This is a genomic window from Bacillus sp. FJAT-53060 (assembly GCF_037104745.1).
GTDB lineage: Bacteria > Bacillota > Bacilli > Bacillales > Bacillaceae > Bacillus > Bacillus stratosphericus_B.
The window spans coordinates 42,524-59,149 of record NZ_JBAWSW010000014.1; the positions used below are offsets into that span (position 1 = coordinate 42,524).

Consider the following 16,626-nt stretch of genomic DNA (forward strand, 5'->3'; position numbering starts at 1 on the left):
CATTCTACTGCTCTTTGTAAAACTTCTCGATCGCCTTATTGATGTACACCCATCCCTTATAAGACACGTGAATCGTATCTTTAAAGAAATATGGATCATACTCATGTGAAGTCAAATCTGCGACTTCGTACCCATTATCTCGAATTTGGCGATTGATTTTTCCATAATACCCTATACGACCCTCTTTCTGGAAACCAATGTAGTCATACCATTTTCCGTTCACTGGAATCGTCACAAACAAAGGCTTTGCTCCTGCTTGTTTTAAAATATCCAGCATGAGCTGAAAATCTTTGTATTCTGGTGATTCTGCATAAGAGTGATCTTGGCGGGAATCCTTCATCTTTTTCAAGATCGGCTTCAGCTTGCGGTCAAACAGCCTCTGATCGATATAAAACGGGTTGTCCCCTGCTTTTTTCGCACCTAATACACTCGCTTCCTTTTCAAGCTCAGTCCATGTTTTCCCTTTGACTGAAGGAGACGGACGAAGCTTGCGCTCGTGCCCCGATCCAATCGTATAGTACATGTCTTTCTTTTGAAGCATGCCATAATACATTTTCGCAACAGGAGAAAGTGCGCCAAATGCGAATTTGTTCCCAGAAAGCTCTGCTTTAAAAAGCTCTGTGATCACCATGTCGTTCTTCACTGCTTTAAACGTCATGATTCTTTTCATCAACTCTTTTTTTACAGCTGGATCAATTTCTTTATTATAGGCTAGATCAAGCGCTTGAAGCGCTGAATAGTTAGGTGCAAAGTGATTCTCATCAGATCCCCATTTCACAAACCACTGGGGAGACAAGATAAACACAAGCTTTTTCCCCTTTAATTTATCCATATGCGCTGCGAAGTTCATCGCATGAATTAATGATTGCGATCCACCTTTTCCAACAAGATAAGGTGTAAAACCTTGAGGATTCTCATGAAAGAAATTCGAAGGGTGATATGGATCAAAACGTGATAGCTCAGAAGATCCATAGATGGGCAAATAAGTCGGATCTTTCAGCATTTCATCTTGTAAATAAAGCCCTTGGAACATCTCTGGATCTAATTCTGTAGCTGACTTTTGTAATTTGTCTTTTGGGATCAGATGCGTGAGCCATGCATTTGGTACAAGAAGAAAACCAATGAAGAGAACAGCCGCTAAAATAAGCGGCCCAAAAAAACGCTTTTTCATTACTTCATCTCTGCCAGCTTCTCAGCAATGTGATTCGGCGTATCCCACACATCACGATCGAATTCTGTAATCGGAACAGTAATTCCTAGCTGTCTTTCAATCGCCATGAGCAATTCTACTGTACCAAATGAATCAAGAAGGCCTTCTTCAAAAATCGCAATCTCTGGATTTTCTTTCACAACGTCTTCCTGACAAACCTCTGCAATAATACTATATACTTCATTTTCAAATTCCATAATTTTCTACTCCCTTAATGATTAATGGTGAAATGGTTTTCCTGAAAAGATATAAAAGCCGAAACAAATCACATGGAATGTAATAATGATCGACACAACGGTTGTGACCTTATTATCAGGCCACCACTTGTGTTTTTTATTCCATTTCTCAAATAAATTGTAACTGGACATGACAATTGCATGGTATAGTCCATAAATAATATATTGAAGTGCGAGTCCATGCCAAGCACCCATCAATAGAAAGAGGACAAAGTACCCAATATTTGATACAGCCATACGGTTTTGGATCCACTTCTTTTTTGTCATAAAGAACACAAATCTCATAAACACGTAGTCTCTGAACCAGAAGGACAAGGACATATGCCAGCGATTCCAGAAGTCTTTAATGTTCCGGCTAATAAACGGTTTATTAAAGTTTTCTGGCGATTTAATGCCCATAATATAACTCACACCCACAGCAAACGCTGTATATCCAGCAAAGTCAAAGAACAAATACATGCTGTAGGCATACATATACGTTAACTGCTGAACAAAGTGACTGCTGCTAATATGATGAATATTCATCAAGATATACGTGTGAATCAAATATCCAATTATGAACTTATATAGGAAGCCAATAAAGATTTTATGAATCCCTGCATATAGGAGGTCACTGTACACTTCCTTTTCAGGCGGTGTATCCATATCCTTTTCAAACCGGCGGTATCGATCGATTGGACCCGATGAAATCGTCGGGAAAAAGACGATGAAATAGACCAAACGGTGGATCGGGATTTTCTTTTTAATCAAGCCGTCTCTCGTCTCAATAATTAACTGAACACCTTTAAATGTTAAATAGGAGATTCCTAAAAAGCTTAGCCAGTTGATTGGCGGCGGGTGATGCGGCTGATGAGTTAAAAAGAACGGTAAGATTTTTGACAGCACAAGCGGCAAAATGGATGCCACAACCGCCATATAAAAAACAGTTGCTTGATTCGCCTTTAGTCGGTACGCAAGGTACAGGCAGATCATTAGCACTTGCCACACTGTGAACAAGAAGAGCAGCAGGGCGCCATGTGCATCTTTTGAGAAAATAAGCGCCAGCGCCACAACCGTTGCAAACATGTTGTATCCCTGCATTCTTTTGCCGTGAAGACCGAGAATCATCGTCGGCAAAAGGAGAATACCAATAAGAATGAAGAAAAAGAATGAACTAAACGGAATCATAGAAGAACCTCTTTCGCGATTCTCTTACGGTCAACCTTCCCGTTTGACGTCATGTACAGCTGCTCAAGATAAACAAATTTTCTTGGAATCATGTATGCAGGCAGTGAATCCGCCATTTCTTTCTTAATCGCACTTGTCAGCTGATATTCTTTTTCAAATGAATGCTCTGATGGGACAATCGCTGCAATTAAGAACTCCACATGGCCGTTTGGCTGAAACGGAACAATCACACAAGCATTGACATACGTCGTCTCGCTCACATGGTATTCGATTTCTTCAAGCTCCATCCGGTATCCATGCAGCTTAATTTGATAATCAAGACGGCCGTGGCATGTAAGTAAACCATCCTGTTTCACACCTGCGTCACCTGTGCGGTACGCAGGGTGGCCTTCGTATTCAAAGAACACTTTATTCGTTAAGGCTTGTTCACCTAAGTACCCTTTGCTGACGCTTGGCCCCACGATGACAATTTCCCCTTTTTCTCCATCTAGAAGAGTCTTACCTTCTTCATCTAAAATGACGATATCTGTATCAGGTTTGGCATAGCCCACTGGTAAAGAATCGTGCTGATCAACAATCTCCTTCGTTACTTCAATTGATGTGATCGCAACGGTTGCTTCAGTTGGACCGTACGTATTAAAGACCTGTGCCTTTGGAAATCGCTCAAGGAGTGCACTTGCAACAGATACAGGAAGCGCCTCACCGCAGAAAAGGAAAACCTTCAGTTCCGGTAAAAGCTCACCTGTAAAGGAAGGGTCCATTAAGCACATTTGCACAAAGGAAGGTGTCGATGTCCACACCTCAACGTCAGATTGACCAAGTGCTACAAACATATCCTTCGGCTTATTGACGAGATCCTTCACTAAACAGTAAAGCGTCCCACCTGATTGAAGCGCTGGATAGAGATCCATCACCGATAAGTCAAAAGAAAATGGTGCTTGATTTAAGAAGGTGCGTCCCTCGCCAATTGGGAAGTCGCTGCATATCCACTCTGTAAAGCTTTCTAAATTGTCGGCTGTTACCTGAACTCCCTTAGGCTTTCCAGTACTACCTGACGTATAAATGATATAAAAGACGTCATCACCTTGAACCCAATGGGAAGATGGCGGCGCTTCTTTTTCAAGTGCTAAAAGCGCTGCCGCACTCTTCACCTGAATGTGTTTTTCCACATCAGGTACGGCCTGTTCATGCGCACAAATCAATAGACTGGCTTTTGAACTTTCAATAATCGAGACGATACGCTCGACAGGTATTGAGATGTCAACCGGAATATAAGGTCTGCCTGATTTCACACTTCCTAAGAAAGAAATCAGCATCTCTGGCTCCATATGACCGTATACAATGACAGGTGCACTGTCCGCTACGACTGCATCAATCGCACCAGCCATTTGGTCTGATAGACGCCAAAGCTCATCATATGTGATCGAAGCATGTTGAGAAACAAATGCTGGCTGTGTCGGTTTCGTTTGCTGGTATTCATGAATCGCGTGTAATAGTTTCATAGTTTAATCTCCAATTAAAAATCGTTGTAAATGAATGATCCCGTATTTGCAGTATGGAATCCGTAAACAAAAAACATTAATAGCAAAATAAGTAAGTAAAAACTTGTATATCCTATCCATTTTATAGACTTATTTTCTGATAGCTTTTTGAATATCATATTGATAACCTCTTTTCTTTTGGCACTAATAAAGACGTACGGATCATCCAAAGGTTTCATATCGAAACATAAAGATTTTAAGAAATAATGAAAAAAAGATGTCGAATATATGAACGTATCTTTAAGGCAAAGCTGTCTTATTGTAACAAAGATTTAATGTATTTGAAATAAAATGAAGCTTAAATTTGCCTTAAAATTGGTGAAAGCTGTCGAATAATTGCAAAAGCCACCTAGTTTGACTAGATGGCTTCAGACCGTAGACATAAAAGTGGGGTTTTCACTTATTTTGATAAAATTTATCAGTTGTCTTACGCTGGACATGGTCCTTTCCATGTCCAGTTTGCTAGCTTTTTGAGATTCATGGCAGCGAAAGTAAGCATCGCCTGCATTGAAACTTTTTTCAGTCCACGAAGTTTCGTCCAACGCATACCATGCTTTTCTTTTGCATCCGCAAAAACGCGTTCAATCGTTTCTTTACGTTTTGCGTAGATGTTCTTATTCATTTCGGTGTGTCTGAGATGGTCTGCTTCATCTAAGTAGTCCTGCCAAATATGACGATAAATCTGTTTAGTGTGATTTTGACTGTGTGTACAATTATCTAGAAACGAGCAGGACTTACATATCTCTGAATCAGACGCATATTGCTTATATCCCTCTCTAGTCGTTATCCGATAAGAGAGGCAACCACCCCGCCCGTCTTCATTTATACTTCGGGGAAAACGGTGAAATCAGAAAAGTATAAAGATTGTTTATCCTTTCCGTATCCTTTCATCCTCGAGATCTCTCGAAGCATAATATTTATTTGCGACTTATCTTTCCATACGTCGTAAGATAGATAGTACCTGGTCATGAGATGGCCGTGAGACTGTCCGCTTGGCCGTCGGACTCCTTTCGCCTATAAATTTTCGAGCCATAACGATAATTACCTCCGTTTTGGCCAACGTACATCCTAACGCATGTCTTAAGTACACGAAAAAAACCGCTATCAAAACGTCTATGTCATCATTTGATTCAACGGACACAATACGTATCAATAACGGGTCTTAAAAAATACGTCCCAGGAGAGATTCGAACTCCCGACCGACGGCTTAGAAGGCCGTTGCTCTATCCTGCTGAGCTACTGGGACATGTTGTTATGTAGTGTGCTAAGCTGTATTACCTCAGCGACAAGATTTATTATATTACTATTGTTCTTTAAAGTCAACGGTTTTTCGAAAGTTTTTTCATAAGGAGCAGATGATGCACCCTTATGAAATACCTTCCAATGTGACGGTGTTTTCGAGGTCTGGTATCGCGAGACCTTCGTCCGTGTAAAATTGTACGTTTGCTTCGCTTCCATCTAGTGTCAGTATAGCATAGCTGCGCTCTTTTCGCACTCTTGGCAGGTGGACGCTGCCTGGGTTGATGAGTAGCTTTCCTCTTAACAGCTCACTGCCCGGGATGTGCGAGTGGCCAAAACAGATAATGTCTGCTCCTAGCTCTTCTGCACGGTAGTAGACTTGAAGCAAGGATTGTTTGATGCCATGCAGATGTCCGTGGGTAAGAAATAGTTTTCCGCCTCCATCAAGTGGGAGCAGGAGCTCTTCTTCAAATTCGCCCATAAAGTCACAATTTCCTTTGACGACTTTGTATCCTTCGAGTGCTGGGTGGTTCGTTTCGAGTTCTGAATCTCCACAGTGAATCATCATGTCTACCTTAGCTGTATACCGTTTGGCAATGGTTTGAAGTTCGTCTGTGAGTCCATGACTATCACTAATGATGAGTATCTTCATGGCTTCATTCCCCCTTATTCATTTGCGTCTAGAAGTGATGAAAGCTTTTGAAGCGCAACCGCTCGATGGCTAATCTTGTTTTTCTCATTTGGTGATAATTGGGCCATCGTTTGGTCTTTGTCTTTGACGATGAAAATTGGGTCGTATCCGAAGCCGTTTTCACCAATCGGTTCTTCTGCGATGAAGCCTTCTACTGATCCTTCTACCGTTTGGGTTTCTTTGCCTGGTATGCTGACAGCAAGGGCACATCTGAATCTGGCTGTGCGGTCTTCTTTTTCAATTCCTTTAAGCTCGCTCAGCACTTTCCTTACATTCTCAGCATCGTCTTTATGCTCACCAGCATATCTCGCTGAATAGACGCCAGGTTTCCCGCCAAGATAATCAATTGAAAGACCAGAATCGTCTGCGATCACCATTTCACCTGCTTTGGCCTGAATCGACTCGGCTTTGATCATCGCATTTTCTTCGAAGGTTTGTCCTGTTTCTTCGATCTCTTCCGTAAATCCAATATCCACTAGTGTTTTGACCGTGAAGCCCTTTTGCTCAAGAATGGCTTTGAATTCTTTCGCTTTACCCGGATTATGCGTTGCGATGATGGCTGTTTTCATCCTGATCAAACCCTTCTGCTTATTCGATGACTTCTCCTGTCACTGCTTTTTGCTTTTCAATTAATTCCTTAATGCCCTTTTCGGCTAGATCAAGCAGTCCGTTTAGCTGCTCTCTTGAAAAAGTGGCTTCTTCGCCTGTTCCTTGAAGTTCAACAAAGCGTCCAGCTCCTGTCATGATAACATTCATATCCACTTCAGCGGAAGAATCTTCTACATAATTTAAATCTAACAGAAGTCCCTGCTTAGAATCAATTCCCACGGATATCGCCGCTAAATAATCAGTAATTGGATTTTCTTTCATGACCCCTTCTGCTCGAAGCTTTTGAATCGCAAGTGTCATGGCAACAAAAGCACCTGTGATGGACGCCGTCCGTGTTCCGCCGTCTGCTTGAATGACATCACAATCAATCCAAATCGTGCGCTCCCCAACCTTTTCTAAGTCAACGACTGCGCGGAGTGCTCGTCCAATCAACCGCTGAATTTCCATTGTACGTCCTGTGACTTTTCCTTTAGAAGATTCTCTAATCGTTCTTTGCGCTGTTGCTCTTGGAAGCATGCTATATTCTGCTGTGATCCAGCCTTTTCCTTCTCCTCTTAAAAAAGGAGGTACACGGTCTTCGATTGATGCGTTACAAATCACCTTAGTATTTCCCGCTGAGATTAAGACAGAGCCTTCTGGATGCGTAATGTAGCCTGCCTCTATTTCAATTTTTCTTAATTCATCATATTGTCTTTCATCTAATCTCATGATTTACCTCCGTTACGATATAAATTCCGCATGATGTCAGCAGGGTTCTCTTAATAACTTTGACAACCTCAGCCGGTTCTAATCGCTTGGAATAAAAAAGAGGCAGCGAATAGGCATGCCTCTTTTTCTCCATTATATCAATGTGTGACGTTAAAAACTACCTGTATTCACTTGTTCTGGTCTCGAAACCGGCTTTGTAAGCTCTGCTCCTTTTTCGTTCACAAGCTCTGCCTTTCCGTTTACCTTCACAGATACGCTTTTGACATCCGGCAGCTCTGTTAATGTGAGGACAATACTATCGAGCACTTTTTGTGAAATGACTTTTTTCTTTTCATCTACACTGCCAAAAATGGATTCATTGAAATCAAGTGTCACATGACCGTCTTTTACTTTTGGTACATCATTCAGCTTGACATCTTGGTCAAAGTCTGTGAGCAAATGGCTTGTTTTGCTTGGCCCAGAAACCAGCTCATCAATGGCTGCTGTAATTGGATCATCCTCGTCTTTTGGCGCTCTTGTTGTGACCGGGACGTAGTAGGTCTGCTCATCAGATTCAGATAAGTAGTAAACGGTCACTGGCTTTGTCGCCGTCATATCCGCAGCCGCCTCGTGCTGAATATTAATGCCATCCTCTCTGCTTAGATCATCTGAGATCGGTGTGCCGTTCACAGGCATTTCTTTTAATTCATGCCCATTCATCTTCAATTTGACTTTGGCTACCGAATCAAACTGCGTTAATGTCCAAGTGACAGATTGCAATATCCGCTGTTCGTCTTCTTTTTTATAGTTTTTGAATTCATTTGAAAAATCAACAACCGCAGTTCCGTCTTTAATATCGACAGATACGCTCGTGTCAGCCGGCAAAACGGCTCTGAATCCATTTGGCATTAGGTTGGAAATGGGCCCTCCATCCACGAGATATTCAAGGGTTTGTTTGGCACTTCCTTCGTTTTTCGGAAGCGGAATAGATTGAGACACGACATATCCGTTTTTATCAATTAAATATAATTCTCTCATAACCGTATCTGCCTGCTTCTCTTCTTTTCCTTCTTTGGCTGTTTGTTTGTCTTCTTTATTTTCTTTCACATATGTGACATTTTGCGGTGGATCAATCTCTGTTTTCGCTTGGTCTGTTTGAAATAATCCACATCCTGATAAAAGCATGGCTGACGCGATACACGTAACAGCTGCTGTAGATCCTTTTTTTAGCATACTTCACCCTCCTCTGGTAGTTTGTACTACTATGTATACGAGCTCCCTGAGAGAATTAGACCCTTTTCATAAAAAAATAACCCACTCAAATAGAAGCGGGTTATTGCTGATAAACCTGTTCAAGTGACACAGTTTCGACCTTCCCTGGTAGGTAACCGAACCAGTCACGAGCAATATTTTGAAAATTTTGCTGCTGCCCTGTTGTGTAAAATGTATGAACGGGTGCTTCCTTAGAAGCATTTAACAGTCCTTTGTATGAAAGAATCGTACTTGCTTCTCTAGCAGTCTCATCCCCTGATGAAATGATGCTCACATCACTGCCCATAAAACGCTGAATCGGCTCTTTTAAAATAGGATAGTGCGTGCAGCCAAGAATGAGCGTATCAATTCCTGTTTCTTTCATTGGCTCAAGAGAGGCTTTCACAACTTCATCTGCTGTATGATCTAAAAACGTACCGCTTTCCACAAATGGAACAAGCATTGGACAAGCCAGGCTTTGAACCGTTAGACCTGCTTTTAAAGAGAGCAGCGCTTCTTTATAGGCCTCGCTTTTGATCGTATTGGCCGTGCCAATGACGCCAATATGCTGGTTACTTGTCACCTTGATAGCGGTGCGGGATCCGGGCTGGATCACGCCAATGACCGGGATATCGAGCGTTGCTTTGGTTTCATCAAGTGCAATCGCCGTCGCTGTGTTGCACGCAATGACGAGCATTTTAATATGGTGATGTCTCAATAAGTGTTGCGCTATTTCCCACGTATATTGAAGAACCTCTTCTTCTTTCCTCGGGCCATACGGACATCGTTTTGTATCGCCTACGTAAATGATTTTCTCTTTTGGCAGTTGTCTCATGATTTCCTTCGCAACGGTTAAACCGCCAACACCGGAATCAATGACGCCGATTGGTTGATCCAACAAAATCGCCTCATTTTCTTTTCATTTGCTGCTGTAGTTTCATTAAGGATTGGTTGAAAACGATGGCTTCTTCTTCTGAGAAAGCCCCTAGAAGTTCACTGACGTATTCTTGGCGTTTGATAATCACTTCTTGAATGATCCGCTCGCCTTCAGGCAATAAATGAATGCGAACCACGCGGCGGTCAGAAGGATCTTTCACCCGTTCGACAAGTTCACTTTTTTCCATTCTATCAATTAAATCGGTTGTCGTGCTACAAGCCAAATACATCTTTTGTGATAGCTCACCTATTGTCATATCTCCGAATTCAAAAAGCCATTGTAGACCTACAAATTGAGGAGGTGTAATCGTATATTGATTCAGAATTTCTCTGCCTTTTTGCTTAATAATTGCGGCAATATGGCGCAATGATTTTTCAATCTCTGCAACATGGTTGAACTCATTCGTTTCCATTTCATTGATACCTCACTATAGCATCTCACTTTGATTAAAATGTACATTCCTATTTTCCTCGTTTTTCAAAGAAAATGCAAGAAGAGACTCAAGGAAATCACATAGAAATAACCGGTTCCTCCCCGATGTGGAAGGAAAACCGGCTGACTTTAGAGCTCTAGCTCACCCATACGCAGAAGCTCGACTACGGCCTGTGAACGACCCTTGACTCCCAACTTTTGCATGGCATTCGAAATATGATTTCGAACAGTCTTTTCGCTAATAAAAAGCTCGCTTGCAATTTCTTTTGTTGTTTTATCTTGGACGAGCAATTCAAATACTTCTCTTTCTCTTTTGGTTAATAGCGGCTTGGATTGAAACTCTTTCTCCTTCAAGTATTGTAACCCTCCTTGCTAAGGTGAGAGCTCTAGTCTCTATAGAATGGGATTCGGTATAGTCGAGATATCATATGCCGATTGCCTGAGGTAGGTGACGTTAAAATAGAGAAATCCTGCATATCAGCGTCCAATTTGTTACGCTTCAAGCAGCAAAAAAAGGACGAGTCTCATGTAGAGACACAGGCTGTCGAGAAAATTGACACCCTTTTTTCATTTTCTCTCTTAAATTATCCATTCCCTCATTTTATCATAAAGAAAAGCCTTCAAAAGGATGGTATCTGCCATGTTCTACACAAGGAATTCTTCACAGAACGAAGCTGAATTTGTACTGCTCGACCAACTTGTCGAAGAGAATCACCTGTTCCGTAAAATTGACAAGTACGTAGATTTGATACACAAAACTATATAAAAGACTTGGATGAAGCCTCTATTTAGATCACCGAACAACGGATACGTAACGCCTGGTCATATTCATGATTCTCCACCTTATCTTGACAGATTAGATCACCAATTCGCACGACCTTGGTTTTTAAGTAGAATTCAAAACCATTTAAAACAAAAAAACTTGTAGAAAAACATAGGTTTCTCTACAAGCTGAGCAGACGAGGAAATCGTCTGCTTTTTATAATTTTAGAGAGGTGCATCAATATCTCCGGCAGAATGGGCTTTTATATGTCCTAGGTCATCTTTTAGTTGCAGATGGCCGTAGCGGTTGACCCCGCAGCAAATGCCTTCTTGCCATGTTTGTTTTTCACGATCTAATGAAATGCGAAGCGGTTGATTGAGGCGAAATAATCGTTTGTTGTAGAGTGCAGTGAGTGCTTCAAAGCCTTCGTTTTGCCAGCGTGTATAGTATTTTTCAAAAGCCGTCGTCAAGTTTTTCACAAGCTGGTCTGCACTGACATCTGTCAGCTCTGATAAACAAATGGTTTTGTACGGGACATGCTGAGGCTTCGTCTGCACATTGATGCCAACACCGATATAGATGGCACTGCGGTCTGCTTCAATTAATGTGCCGGATACCTTTGCCTCATGAATGACAATATCATTTGGCCATTTGATCGCTAGCTGCTCCTCAGCCCTCATGAGTGGTTTGAGTACATCATAGATCGCTAGTGCCGTTAGCGGGGCAATCGTTGATTGGGTGGACAATTCTTCTGGCGGCTTTACCGTTATAGTCACGGCGACATTCCCTGAAGGCGTTTCCCACGGTCTGCCGAGCCTGCCTCTTCCTGCTGTCTGCTGACGGGAATAGACAGCAAATGAAGGCACTTCTCCTTGTTGAATAAGCCTTTTCGCTTCATTATTCGTACTATCAATGATATCATATTGAAAAATCTTCATGTGTTCTCCTTTTGTTTTTTCATGATATGATCTTTTTATTATAACAAAACGAAGCATACACGGTTGATAGAGGGTGATTAATTAATTTCGCTGAGCCTGAAATGTCTCTTTTTCTTCTTCTGTAAATGGGACAGGTGCGCCTGTATCTTTGCTAATTTGCACCATTGTCACAGAGCCCGTAAAGCATGGTTCCTGCTGTTCACTTTCTCCTAAGTAATGAAGGATGAGTGAGCTTGACCCGACTTTTTCCGGCTTTACGTATACACGCAGCCTCTCACCGATCTCCACCTGCTTGATGTAATCACATTGCAGGTTTGCAACGACGGTGATGGTCTCTTTCACTCGCTTCATTCGTTTATCCACAAGTCCTGTTTTTTGAAAAAAAGCAATCCGTGCCTCTTCAAAATACACAAAAGGGGTGACATTGTTCATGTGGCCAAACATATCCGTTTCTGAAAAACGGACGGTGGTTTCCACATAAAATCGAAAGGATGCCCTCCATTGCTCAAACGGTTCTTCAATATATGACGGCATTCTCATTTAATCAACTCCTTATTTACAAACAAACGCCTCTCCCGAATGGAAGAGGCGTTTTTATGCATCCAGCCTCTTGTAAACACTCATCATGATTGGCAAAGAGGACTGAATGTGATGTTATTCTGCGTGATCGCTTCCGAAGAAGTTACGGAAAGCTTGTAATGTTGTATCTCTGTTAAGTGCTGCAATAGACGTTGTCAGCGGGATCCCTTTCGGACAAGCCTGCACACAGTTTTGAGAGTTCCCACAGTTAGCAAGACCCCCATCACCCATAATTTCTTCTAGGCGGTCTGACTTATTCATCGCACCTGTCGGATGTGCGTTAAATAGACGAACTTGCGAAAGCGGTGCAGGTCCCATAAAGGAAGATTTATCATTGACGTTTGGACAAGCTTCTAGGCAGACACCACATGTCATACATTTAGAAAGCTCATACGCCCATTGACGTTTTTTCTCAGGCATTCTTGGTCCAGGTCCAAGATCATATGTGCCATCGATTGGCACCCATGCTTTGACTTTTTTCAAGGAGTTAAACATACGGCTTCTATCAACCTGCAAGTCTCTGACAACTGGGAATGTCTTCATCGGCTGAAGACGGATCGGCTGCTCTAACTTGTCAATCAGTGCTGTACATGACTGGCGAGGTGATCCATTAATGACCATGGAACAAGCACCACACACCTCTTCAAGACAGTTCATATCCCAGTTGATGGCCGTTGTTTTTTCACCTTGTTTATTAACCGGGTTACGTCTAATTTCCATGAGAGCGGAAATGACGTTCATATTCGGACGGTAAGGGATTTCAAATTCCTCATCATAAGACTTTCCATCTGCTGTATCTTGACGTGTGATAATGAAATGAATCGTGTTTTTTTCACTCATCTTATTTCTCCACCTTTTTCTTCGAGTAATCTCGTTTACGAGGTGCAATTAACGATACATCGACGTCCTCATAGTGGAATGCTGGTTTTTGATTCTTCCCTTTGAACGTAGCCATCGTTGTTTTTAGGAATTCATCGTCGTTTCTTTCTGGGAATTCCGGTTTATAGTGTGCGCCTCGGCTTTCATTCCGGTTGTATGCCCCGATCGTAATGACTCTTGCTAGCTGAAGCATGTTGTCAAGCTGACGGGTAAACGCAGCGCCTTGGTTGCTCCATGATGCTGTATCGTTGATGTTGATATGCTTATAGCGCTCCATCAGTTCTTCAATCTTCTGATCTGTTTTTAAGAGTTTGTCATTGTAACGAACCACTGTGACGTTATCCGTCATCCATTCTCCAAGCTCTTTATGAAGAACGTATGCATTTTCTGTCCCATCCATGCTGAGAATGTTGTCCCATTTCTCCTGCTCTTTCTTCACGGCGCTGTCAAATGTTGCAGAAGATAGGTCTTCCGCAGACTTTTCAAGACTGCTAATGTACTTCACTGCATTTGGTCCAGCGACCATTCCGCCGTAAATCGCAGAAAGCAAGGAGTTTGCGCCAAGTCTGTTTCCTCCATGCATAGAGTAATCACATTCTCCAGCAGCGAACAAGCCTTTGATATTGGTCATTTGATCATAATCGACCCATAATCCGCCCATCGAGTAATGAACAGCAGGGAAAATTTTCATCGGAAGCTTACGCGGGTCATCACCCATGAATTTTTCATAGATTTCAATGATTCCGCCAAGCTTAATATCAAGCTCTTTTGGATCTTTATGAGAAAGATCCAGGTATACCATGTTTTCTCCGTTGATACCAAGCTTTTGCACGACACATACGTCGAAAATTTCACGCGTTGCGATGTCACGTGGTACAAGGTTCCCGTATGCTGGGTATTTTTCTTCAAGGAAGTACCAAGGCTTCCCGTCTTTATATGTCCAAACTCGTCCGCCTTCACCACGAGCCGATTCACTCATGAGACGAAGCTTGTCATCTCCTGGGATGGCTGTTGGGTGAATTTGAATGAATTCTCCATTTGCATAATGAGCACCTTGCTGATAAACGATTGATGCCGCTGATCCGGTATTAATCATGGAGTTCGTTGATTTACCAAATACGATTCCAGGACCGCCTGTTGCCATGATGACTGCATCTGAACGGAAGGATTCAATTTCCATTGTCGTCAGGTTTTGCGCGACAATGCCTCGGCATACTTCCCCGTCATCTAAAACAGCGCCAAGGAATTCCCAGCCTTCATATTTCGTTACAAGTCCTGCTACTTCATAGCGACGAACCTGCTCATCCAGTGCATATAATAGCTGCTGACCCGTTGTGGCACCAGCAAATGCTGTACGATGGTGCTGTGTTCCACCGAAGCGGCGGAAGTCCAGTAATCCTTCTGGTGTTCTGTTAAACATGACACCCATACGATCAAGTAAGTGGATAATGGACGGCGCTGCTTCACACATTGCCTTTACTGGTGGCTGGTTAGCTAAGAAATCTCCGCCATATACCGTATCATCAAAATGCTCATAAGGTGAATCCCCTTCACCTTTTGTATTCACCGCGCCGTTAATTCCTCCCTGTGCACATACAGAATGTGAACGTTTCACAGGTACGATTGAAAATAGTTTAACAGCTGTTCCCGCTTCTGCTGCTTTTATAGTTGCCATGAGACCAGCTAAGCCGCCTCCGACAACGATGATGCTAGAATTACTCATTGTAGCCCCTCTCCCTCTTCTACTAATCTATTTCCTCTTAAACAAAAGCGAAAATTGCTCTTAGCCCTACATATGAAAGCGCTATAAATATACCTAATGTCACATATGTGGAGATTCTTTGTGAGCGTGGTGAAACGGTAATTCCCCAGCTGACAGCAAATGACCACAAGCCATTAGCAAAGTGGAAAATAGTAGATAAAATGCCGACAATATAGAAGCCTAGCATAAATGGAGAGCTTAAAATATTCGCCATCATGTCATAGTTTACTTCAGCCCCAAGCTGCGCTTGAATTCTTGTTTCCCATACGTGCCAAGTGACAAAAACCAATGTAATGATACCTGTAATCCTTTGCAGTCTGAACAACCAGTTTCTTAAGTAACTGAAGCGAGACGTGTTGTTTTGTGCCGTAAAGGCTATATACACCCCATAAACAGCATGGTAGATCAGTGGTAAGAAAATCACGAACAGCTCAAGTGCATATCTGAATGGAAGCTGTTCCATAAAGTGTGCAGCTTTGTTAAACGCCTCTGGTCCGTTCGTCGCAAAATGGTTAATCACTAAGTGCTGTACTAAAAATAGACCGACCGGAATGACGCCAAGCAAAGAATGCAATCTCCGATAAAAAAATTCTTTGTTCCCCGACATTACTTTACCCCCTAGTAAAAAAAGTGCAATTGCTTGAAAATTGTCTTACCCCCGCTTCTTTCAAATGTAAGCACTTTATTCAAATTTATTGACAATTTCATTTTACTCCTATGTCAAAAAAGCGTCAAGAAACCGCGTACATAAATTAATATTTTCCGAAATTTAAAAGTTTTAAATCAAAATTCGTTTTACTACAATAAGAATTTCTTAGACTTCAGGGAAAACTCTGTCATCATATGCCAACATAAGCTATAATAAATTGTTGAAAGAGGGGAGCCGCCAATGAATAAATTCGAATCTCAATTAGAACAGCTAAAAGAAATTGAAGTCAATGGATTTGCTTACGAGCTGATACGCGAAGTTCTGCTGCCTGACATTCTTGGTAAGGATCATTCATCTATGATGTATTTTGCGGGTAAGCTGCTTGCTCGTAAATTTCCTCAAGAGTCATGGGAGAAGATCCCCGAATTTTTCCATGATGCCGGATGGGGGACACTCACTATGGTCCATTCTAAAAAACAGGAAATTGAGTTTGAGCTCGAAGGTTCACTAGTATCGAATCGACTCACCTATCAAAAGGAGCCGTGCTTTCAAATAGAAGCAGGTTTTATTGCTGAACAGATTCAGCTTCTCAATCAGCACGTTGCTGAATCCTATGAACAAGTGAAAAAGCGTGCTGATAAAGTCATTTTAACCGTTAAATGGGATTTAAGAGACCCTAGCTAACACTACTTATGAAAGGCGAGGACTTTAGGTCACGCCTTTTTTATAAGCCTTCTTCTATCATAGCACATTTAGAGAATGGGTTTACGCACGTTTTACTTTCTTGATATGCGGCCAATTCAAATATAAAAAAGAGGTGCACTCTTTCATGAAATTGAAGTGAGCCCCTTAAGTTAGACACGGTATTTATTAGACAGCTTTCGAGGCATGAGTTCGATATTGTATCGGACTCATGCCTTTTAGTTTCGTCTTTATACGTGTGTGATTGTAGTAATCAATATATTGTTCAAGTTCTTGCTTGAAGTGTTCGATGTCCTCAAATTCTTTTAGGTATAGAAATTCAGACTTTAAGATACCGAAGAAGTTCTCGATAAC

General features: G+C 41.9%; 19 protein-coding genes, 1 tRNA gene and 1 pseudogene. 1 reads left to right on the forward strand and 20 read right to left on the reverse strand.

Features of this window, described 5'->3' with window-relative positions:
• Window positions 1–4 precede the first annotated feature (4 nt).
• The 19 genes and pseudogenes from dltD to WAX46_RS07550 all read right to left on the reverse strand — a co-directional run bounded on the left by dltD (window position 5) and on the right by WAX46_RS07550 (window position 15,528).
• Complete coding sequence (gene dltD, locus WAX46_RS07460) at window positions 5–1,171, reverse strand: D-alanyl-lipoteichoic acid biosynthesis protein DltD (RefSeq protein WP_336493574.1); 1,167 nt, start codon at window positions 1,169–1,171, stop codon at window positions 5–7.
• Window positions 1,171–1,407: a D-alanine--poly(phosphoribitol) ligase subunit 2 gene (gene dltC, locus WAX46_RS07465; protein WP_226568822.1), complete on the reverse strand. Its 237-nt coding sequence runs from the start codon at window positions 1,405–1,407 to the stop codon at window positions 1,171–1,173. Before dltC ends, dltD begins: the two co-directional genes overlap by 1 nt.
• Window positions 1,408–1,428: 21 nt before the next feature.
• Entirely contained in the window at window positions 1,429–2,613 is a 1,185-nt protein-coding gene (dltB, locus tag WAX46_RS07470) for a D-alanyl-lipoteichoic acid biosynthesis protein DltB (RefSeq protein ID WP_336493575.1), read from the reverse strand.
• Window positions 2,610–4,115, reverse strand: coding sequence for a D-alanine--poly(phosphoribitol) ligase subunit DltA (gene dltA, locus WAX46_RS07475; protein ID WP_336493576.1), 1,506 nt, complete (start codon window positions 4,113–4,115; stop codon window positions 2,610–2,612). The genes dltB and dltA overlap by 4 nt, the downstream gene beginning before the upstream one ends.
• A 14-nt stretch (window positions 4,116–4,129) precedes the next feature.
• On the reverse strand, window positions 4,130–4,273 hold the full coding sequence (locus WAX46_RS07480; protein WP_226568828.1) for a teichoic acid D-Ala incorporation-associated protein DltX: 144 nt from the start codon (window positions 4,271–4,273) through the stop codon (window positions 4,130–4,132).
• Between the two features lie 308 nt (window positions 4,274–4,581).
• Window positions 4,582–4,962 (reverse strand): annotated as a pseudogene (locus WAX46_RS07485) (transposase); the annotation flags it as partial.
• Window positions 4,963–5,326: 364 nt separating this feature from the next.
• Window positions 5,327–5,400, reverse strand: a tRNA-Arg gene (locus WAX46_RS07490).
• A gap of 120 nt (window positions 5,401–5,520) precedes the next feature.
• Window positions 5,521–6,045, reverse strand: a complete 525-nt coding sequence (locus WAX46_RS07495) for a YfcE family phosphodiesterase (RefSeq protein WP_226569048.1) — start codon at window positions 6,043–6,045, stop codon at window positions 5,521–5,523.
• Window positions 6,046–6,059: 14 nt separating this feature from the next.
• Complete coding sequence (locus tag WAX46_RS07500; protein ID WP_226569046.1) at window positions 6,060–6,662, reverse strand: XTP/dITP diphosphatase; 603 nt, start codon at window positions 6,660–6,662, stop codon at window positions 6,060–6,062.
• A 10-nt stretch (window positions 6,663–6,672) separates the two neighbouring features.
• Window positions 6,673–7,401, reverse strand: a complete 729-nt coding sequence (gene rph / locus WAX46_RS07505; RefSeq protein WP_336493577.1) for a ribonuclease PH — start codon at window positions 7,399–7,401, stop codon at window positions 6,673–6,675.
• 150 nt (window positions 7,402–7,551) lie between these two features.
• The gene (locus WAX46_RS07510; protein WP_336493578.1) at window positions 7,552–8,613 is read right to left on the reverse strand and encodes a GerMN domain-containing protein; all 1,062 of its coding nucleotides are present in this window, start codon (window positions 8,611–8,613) and stop codon (window positions 7,552–7,554) included.
• 100 nt (window positions 8,614–8,713) lie between these two features.
• Entirely contained in the window at window positions 8,714–9,532 is an 819-nt protein-coding gene (gene racE, locus WAX46_RS07515; protein WP_376776451.1) for a glutamate racemase, read from the reverse strand.
• Between the two features lie 7 nt (window positions 9,533–9,539).
• On the reverse strand, window positions 9,540–9,980 hold the full coding sequence (locus tag WAX46_RS07520; RefSeq protein WP_226569041.1) for a MarR family winged helix-turn-helix transcriptional regulator: 441 nt from the start codon (window positions 9,978–9,980) through the stop codon (window positions 9,540–9,542).
• A gap of 149 nt (window positions 9,981–10,129) precedes the next feature.
• Entirely contained in the window at window positions 10,130–10,354 is a 225-nt protein-coding gene (gene gerE / locus WAX46_RS07525) for a spore germination transcription factor GerE (RefSeq protein WP_003184172.1), read from the reverse strand.
• Window positions 10,355–10,987: 633 nt separating this feature from the next.
• Window positions 10,988–11,701, reverse strand: a complete 714-nt coding sequence (locus WAX46_RS07530; protein ID WP_226569038.1) for a biotin--[acetyl-CoA-carboxylase] ligase — start codon at window positions 11,699–11,701, stop codon at window positions 10,988–10,990.
• A gap of 81 nt (window positions 11,702–11,782) precedes the next feature.
• Entirely contained in the window at window positions 11,783–12,241 is a 459-nt protein-coding gene (locus tag WAX46_RS07535; RefSeq protein ID WP_226569036.1) for an acyl-CoA thioesterase, read from the reverse strand.
• Window positions 12,242–12,355: 114 nt separating this feature from the next.
• Window positions 12,356–13,120: a succinate dehydrogenase iron-sulfur subunit gene (gene sdhB / locus WAX46_RS07540; RefSeq protein WP_226569033.1), complete on the reverse strand. Its 765-nt coding sequence runs from the start codon at window positions 13,118–13,120 to the stop codon at window positions 12,356–12,358.
• Between the two features lies 1 nt (window position 13,121).
• On the reverse strand, window positions 13,122–14,882 hold the full coding sequence (sdhA, locus tag WAX46_RS07545) for a succinate dehydrogenase flavoprotein subunit (RefSeq protein WP_226569031.1): 1,761 nt from the start codon (window positions 14,880–14,882) through the stop codon (window positions 13,122–13,124).
• A 37-nt stretch (window positions 14,883–14,919) separates the two neighbouring features.
• Window positions 14,920–15,528 (reverse strand): succinate dehydrogenase cytochrome b558 subunit, encoded by a 609-nt coding sequence (locus tag WAX46_RS07550; RefSeq protein WP_226569028.1) that lies wholly within the window; start codon window positions 15,526–15,528, stop codon window positions 14,920–14,922.
• Window positions 15,529–15,810: 282 nt separating this feature from the next.
• On the opposite strand from WAX46_RS07550, the gene WAX46_RS07555 reads away from it, so the two are divergent.
• The gene (locus WAX46_RS07555) at window positions 15,811–16,254 is read left to right on the forward strand and encodes a YslB family protein (protein WP_226569026.1); all 444 of its coding nucleotides are present in this window, start codon (window positions 15,811–15,813) and stop codon (window positions 16,252–16,254) included.
• A 186-nt stretch (window positions 16,255–16,440) separates the two neighbouring features.
• On the opposite strand, the gene WAX46_RS07560 is transcribed toward WAX46_RS07555, so the two are convergent.
• Window positions 16,441–16,626, reverse strand: a 186-nt coding sequence (locus WAX46_RS07560; protein WP_336493384.1) for an IS3 family transposase, incomplete at its 5' end; no start/stop codon positions are given.

Coding starts and splice junctions, on each gene's coding strand:
- dltB (WP_336493575.1), bottom strand. CDS start 2,613: ATGATTCCGTTTAGTTCATTCTTTTTCTTCATTCTTATTGGTATTCTC.
- WAX46_RS07530 (WP_226569038.1), bottom strand. CDS start 11,701: ATGAAGATTTTTCAATATGATATCATTGATAGTACGAATAATGAAGCG.
- dltA (WP_336493576.1), bottom strand. CDS start 4,115: ATGAAACTATTACACGCGATTCATGAATACCAGCAAACGAAACCGACA.
- WAX46_RS07550 (WP_226569028.1), bottom strand. CDS start 15,528: ATGTCGGGGAACAAAGAATTTTTTTATCGGAGATTGCATTCTTTGCTT.
- dltD (WP_336493574.1), bottom strand. CDS start 1,171: ATGAAAAAGCGTTTTTTTGGGCCGCTTATTTTAGCGGCTGTTCTCTTC.
- WAX46_RS07510 (WP_336493578.1), bottom strand. CDS start 8,613: ATGCTAAAAAAAGGATCTACAGCAGCTGTTACGTGTATCGCGTCAGCC.
- WAX46_RS07480 (WP_226568828.1), bottom strand. CDS start 4,273: ATGATATTCAAAAAGCTATCAGAAAATAAGTCTATAAAATGGATAGGA.
- WAX46_RS07495 (WP_226569048.1), bottom strand. CDS start 6,045: ATGAAGATACTCATCATTAGTGATAGTCATGGACTCACAGACGAACTT.
- rph (WP_336493577.1), bottom strand. CDS start 7,401: ATGAGATTAGATGAAAGACAATATGATGAATTAAGAAAAATTGAAATA.
- WAX46_RS07555 (WP_226569026.1), top strand. CDS start 15,811: ATGAATAAATTCGAATCTCAATTAGAACAGCTAAAAGAAATTGAAGTC.
- WAX46_RS07520 (WP_226569041.1), bottom strand. CDS start 9,980: ATGGAAACGAATGAGTTCAACCATGTTGCAGAGATTGAAAAATCATTG.
- sdhB (WP_226569033.1), bottom strand. CDS start 13,120: ATGAGTGAAAAAAACACGATTCATTTCATTATCACACGTCAAGATACA.
- sdhA (WP_226569031.1), bottom strand. CDS start 14,882: ATGAGTAATTCTAGCATCATCGTTGTCGGAGGCGGCTTAGCTGGTCTC.
- WAX46_RS07535 (WP_226569036.1), bottom strand. CDS start 12,241: ATGAGAATGCCGTCATATATTGAAGAACCGTTTGAGCAATGGAGGGCA.
- dltC (WP_226568822.1), bottom strand. CDS start 1,407: ATGGAATTTGAAAATGAAGTATATAGTATTATTGCAGAGGTTTGTCAG.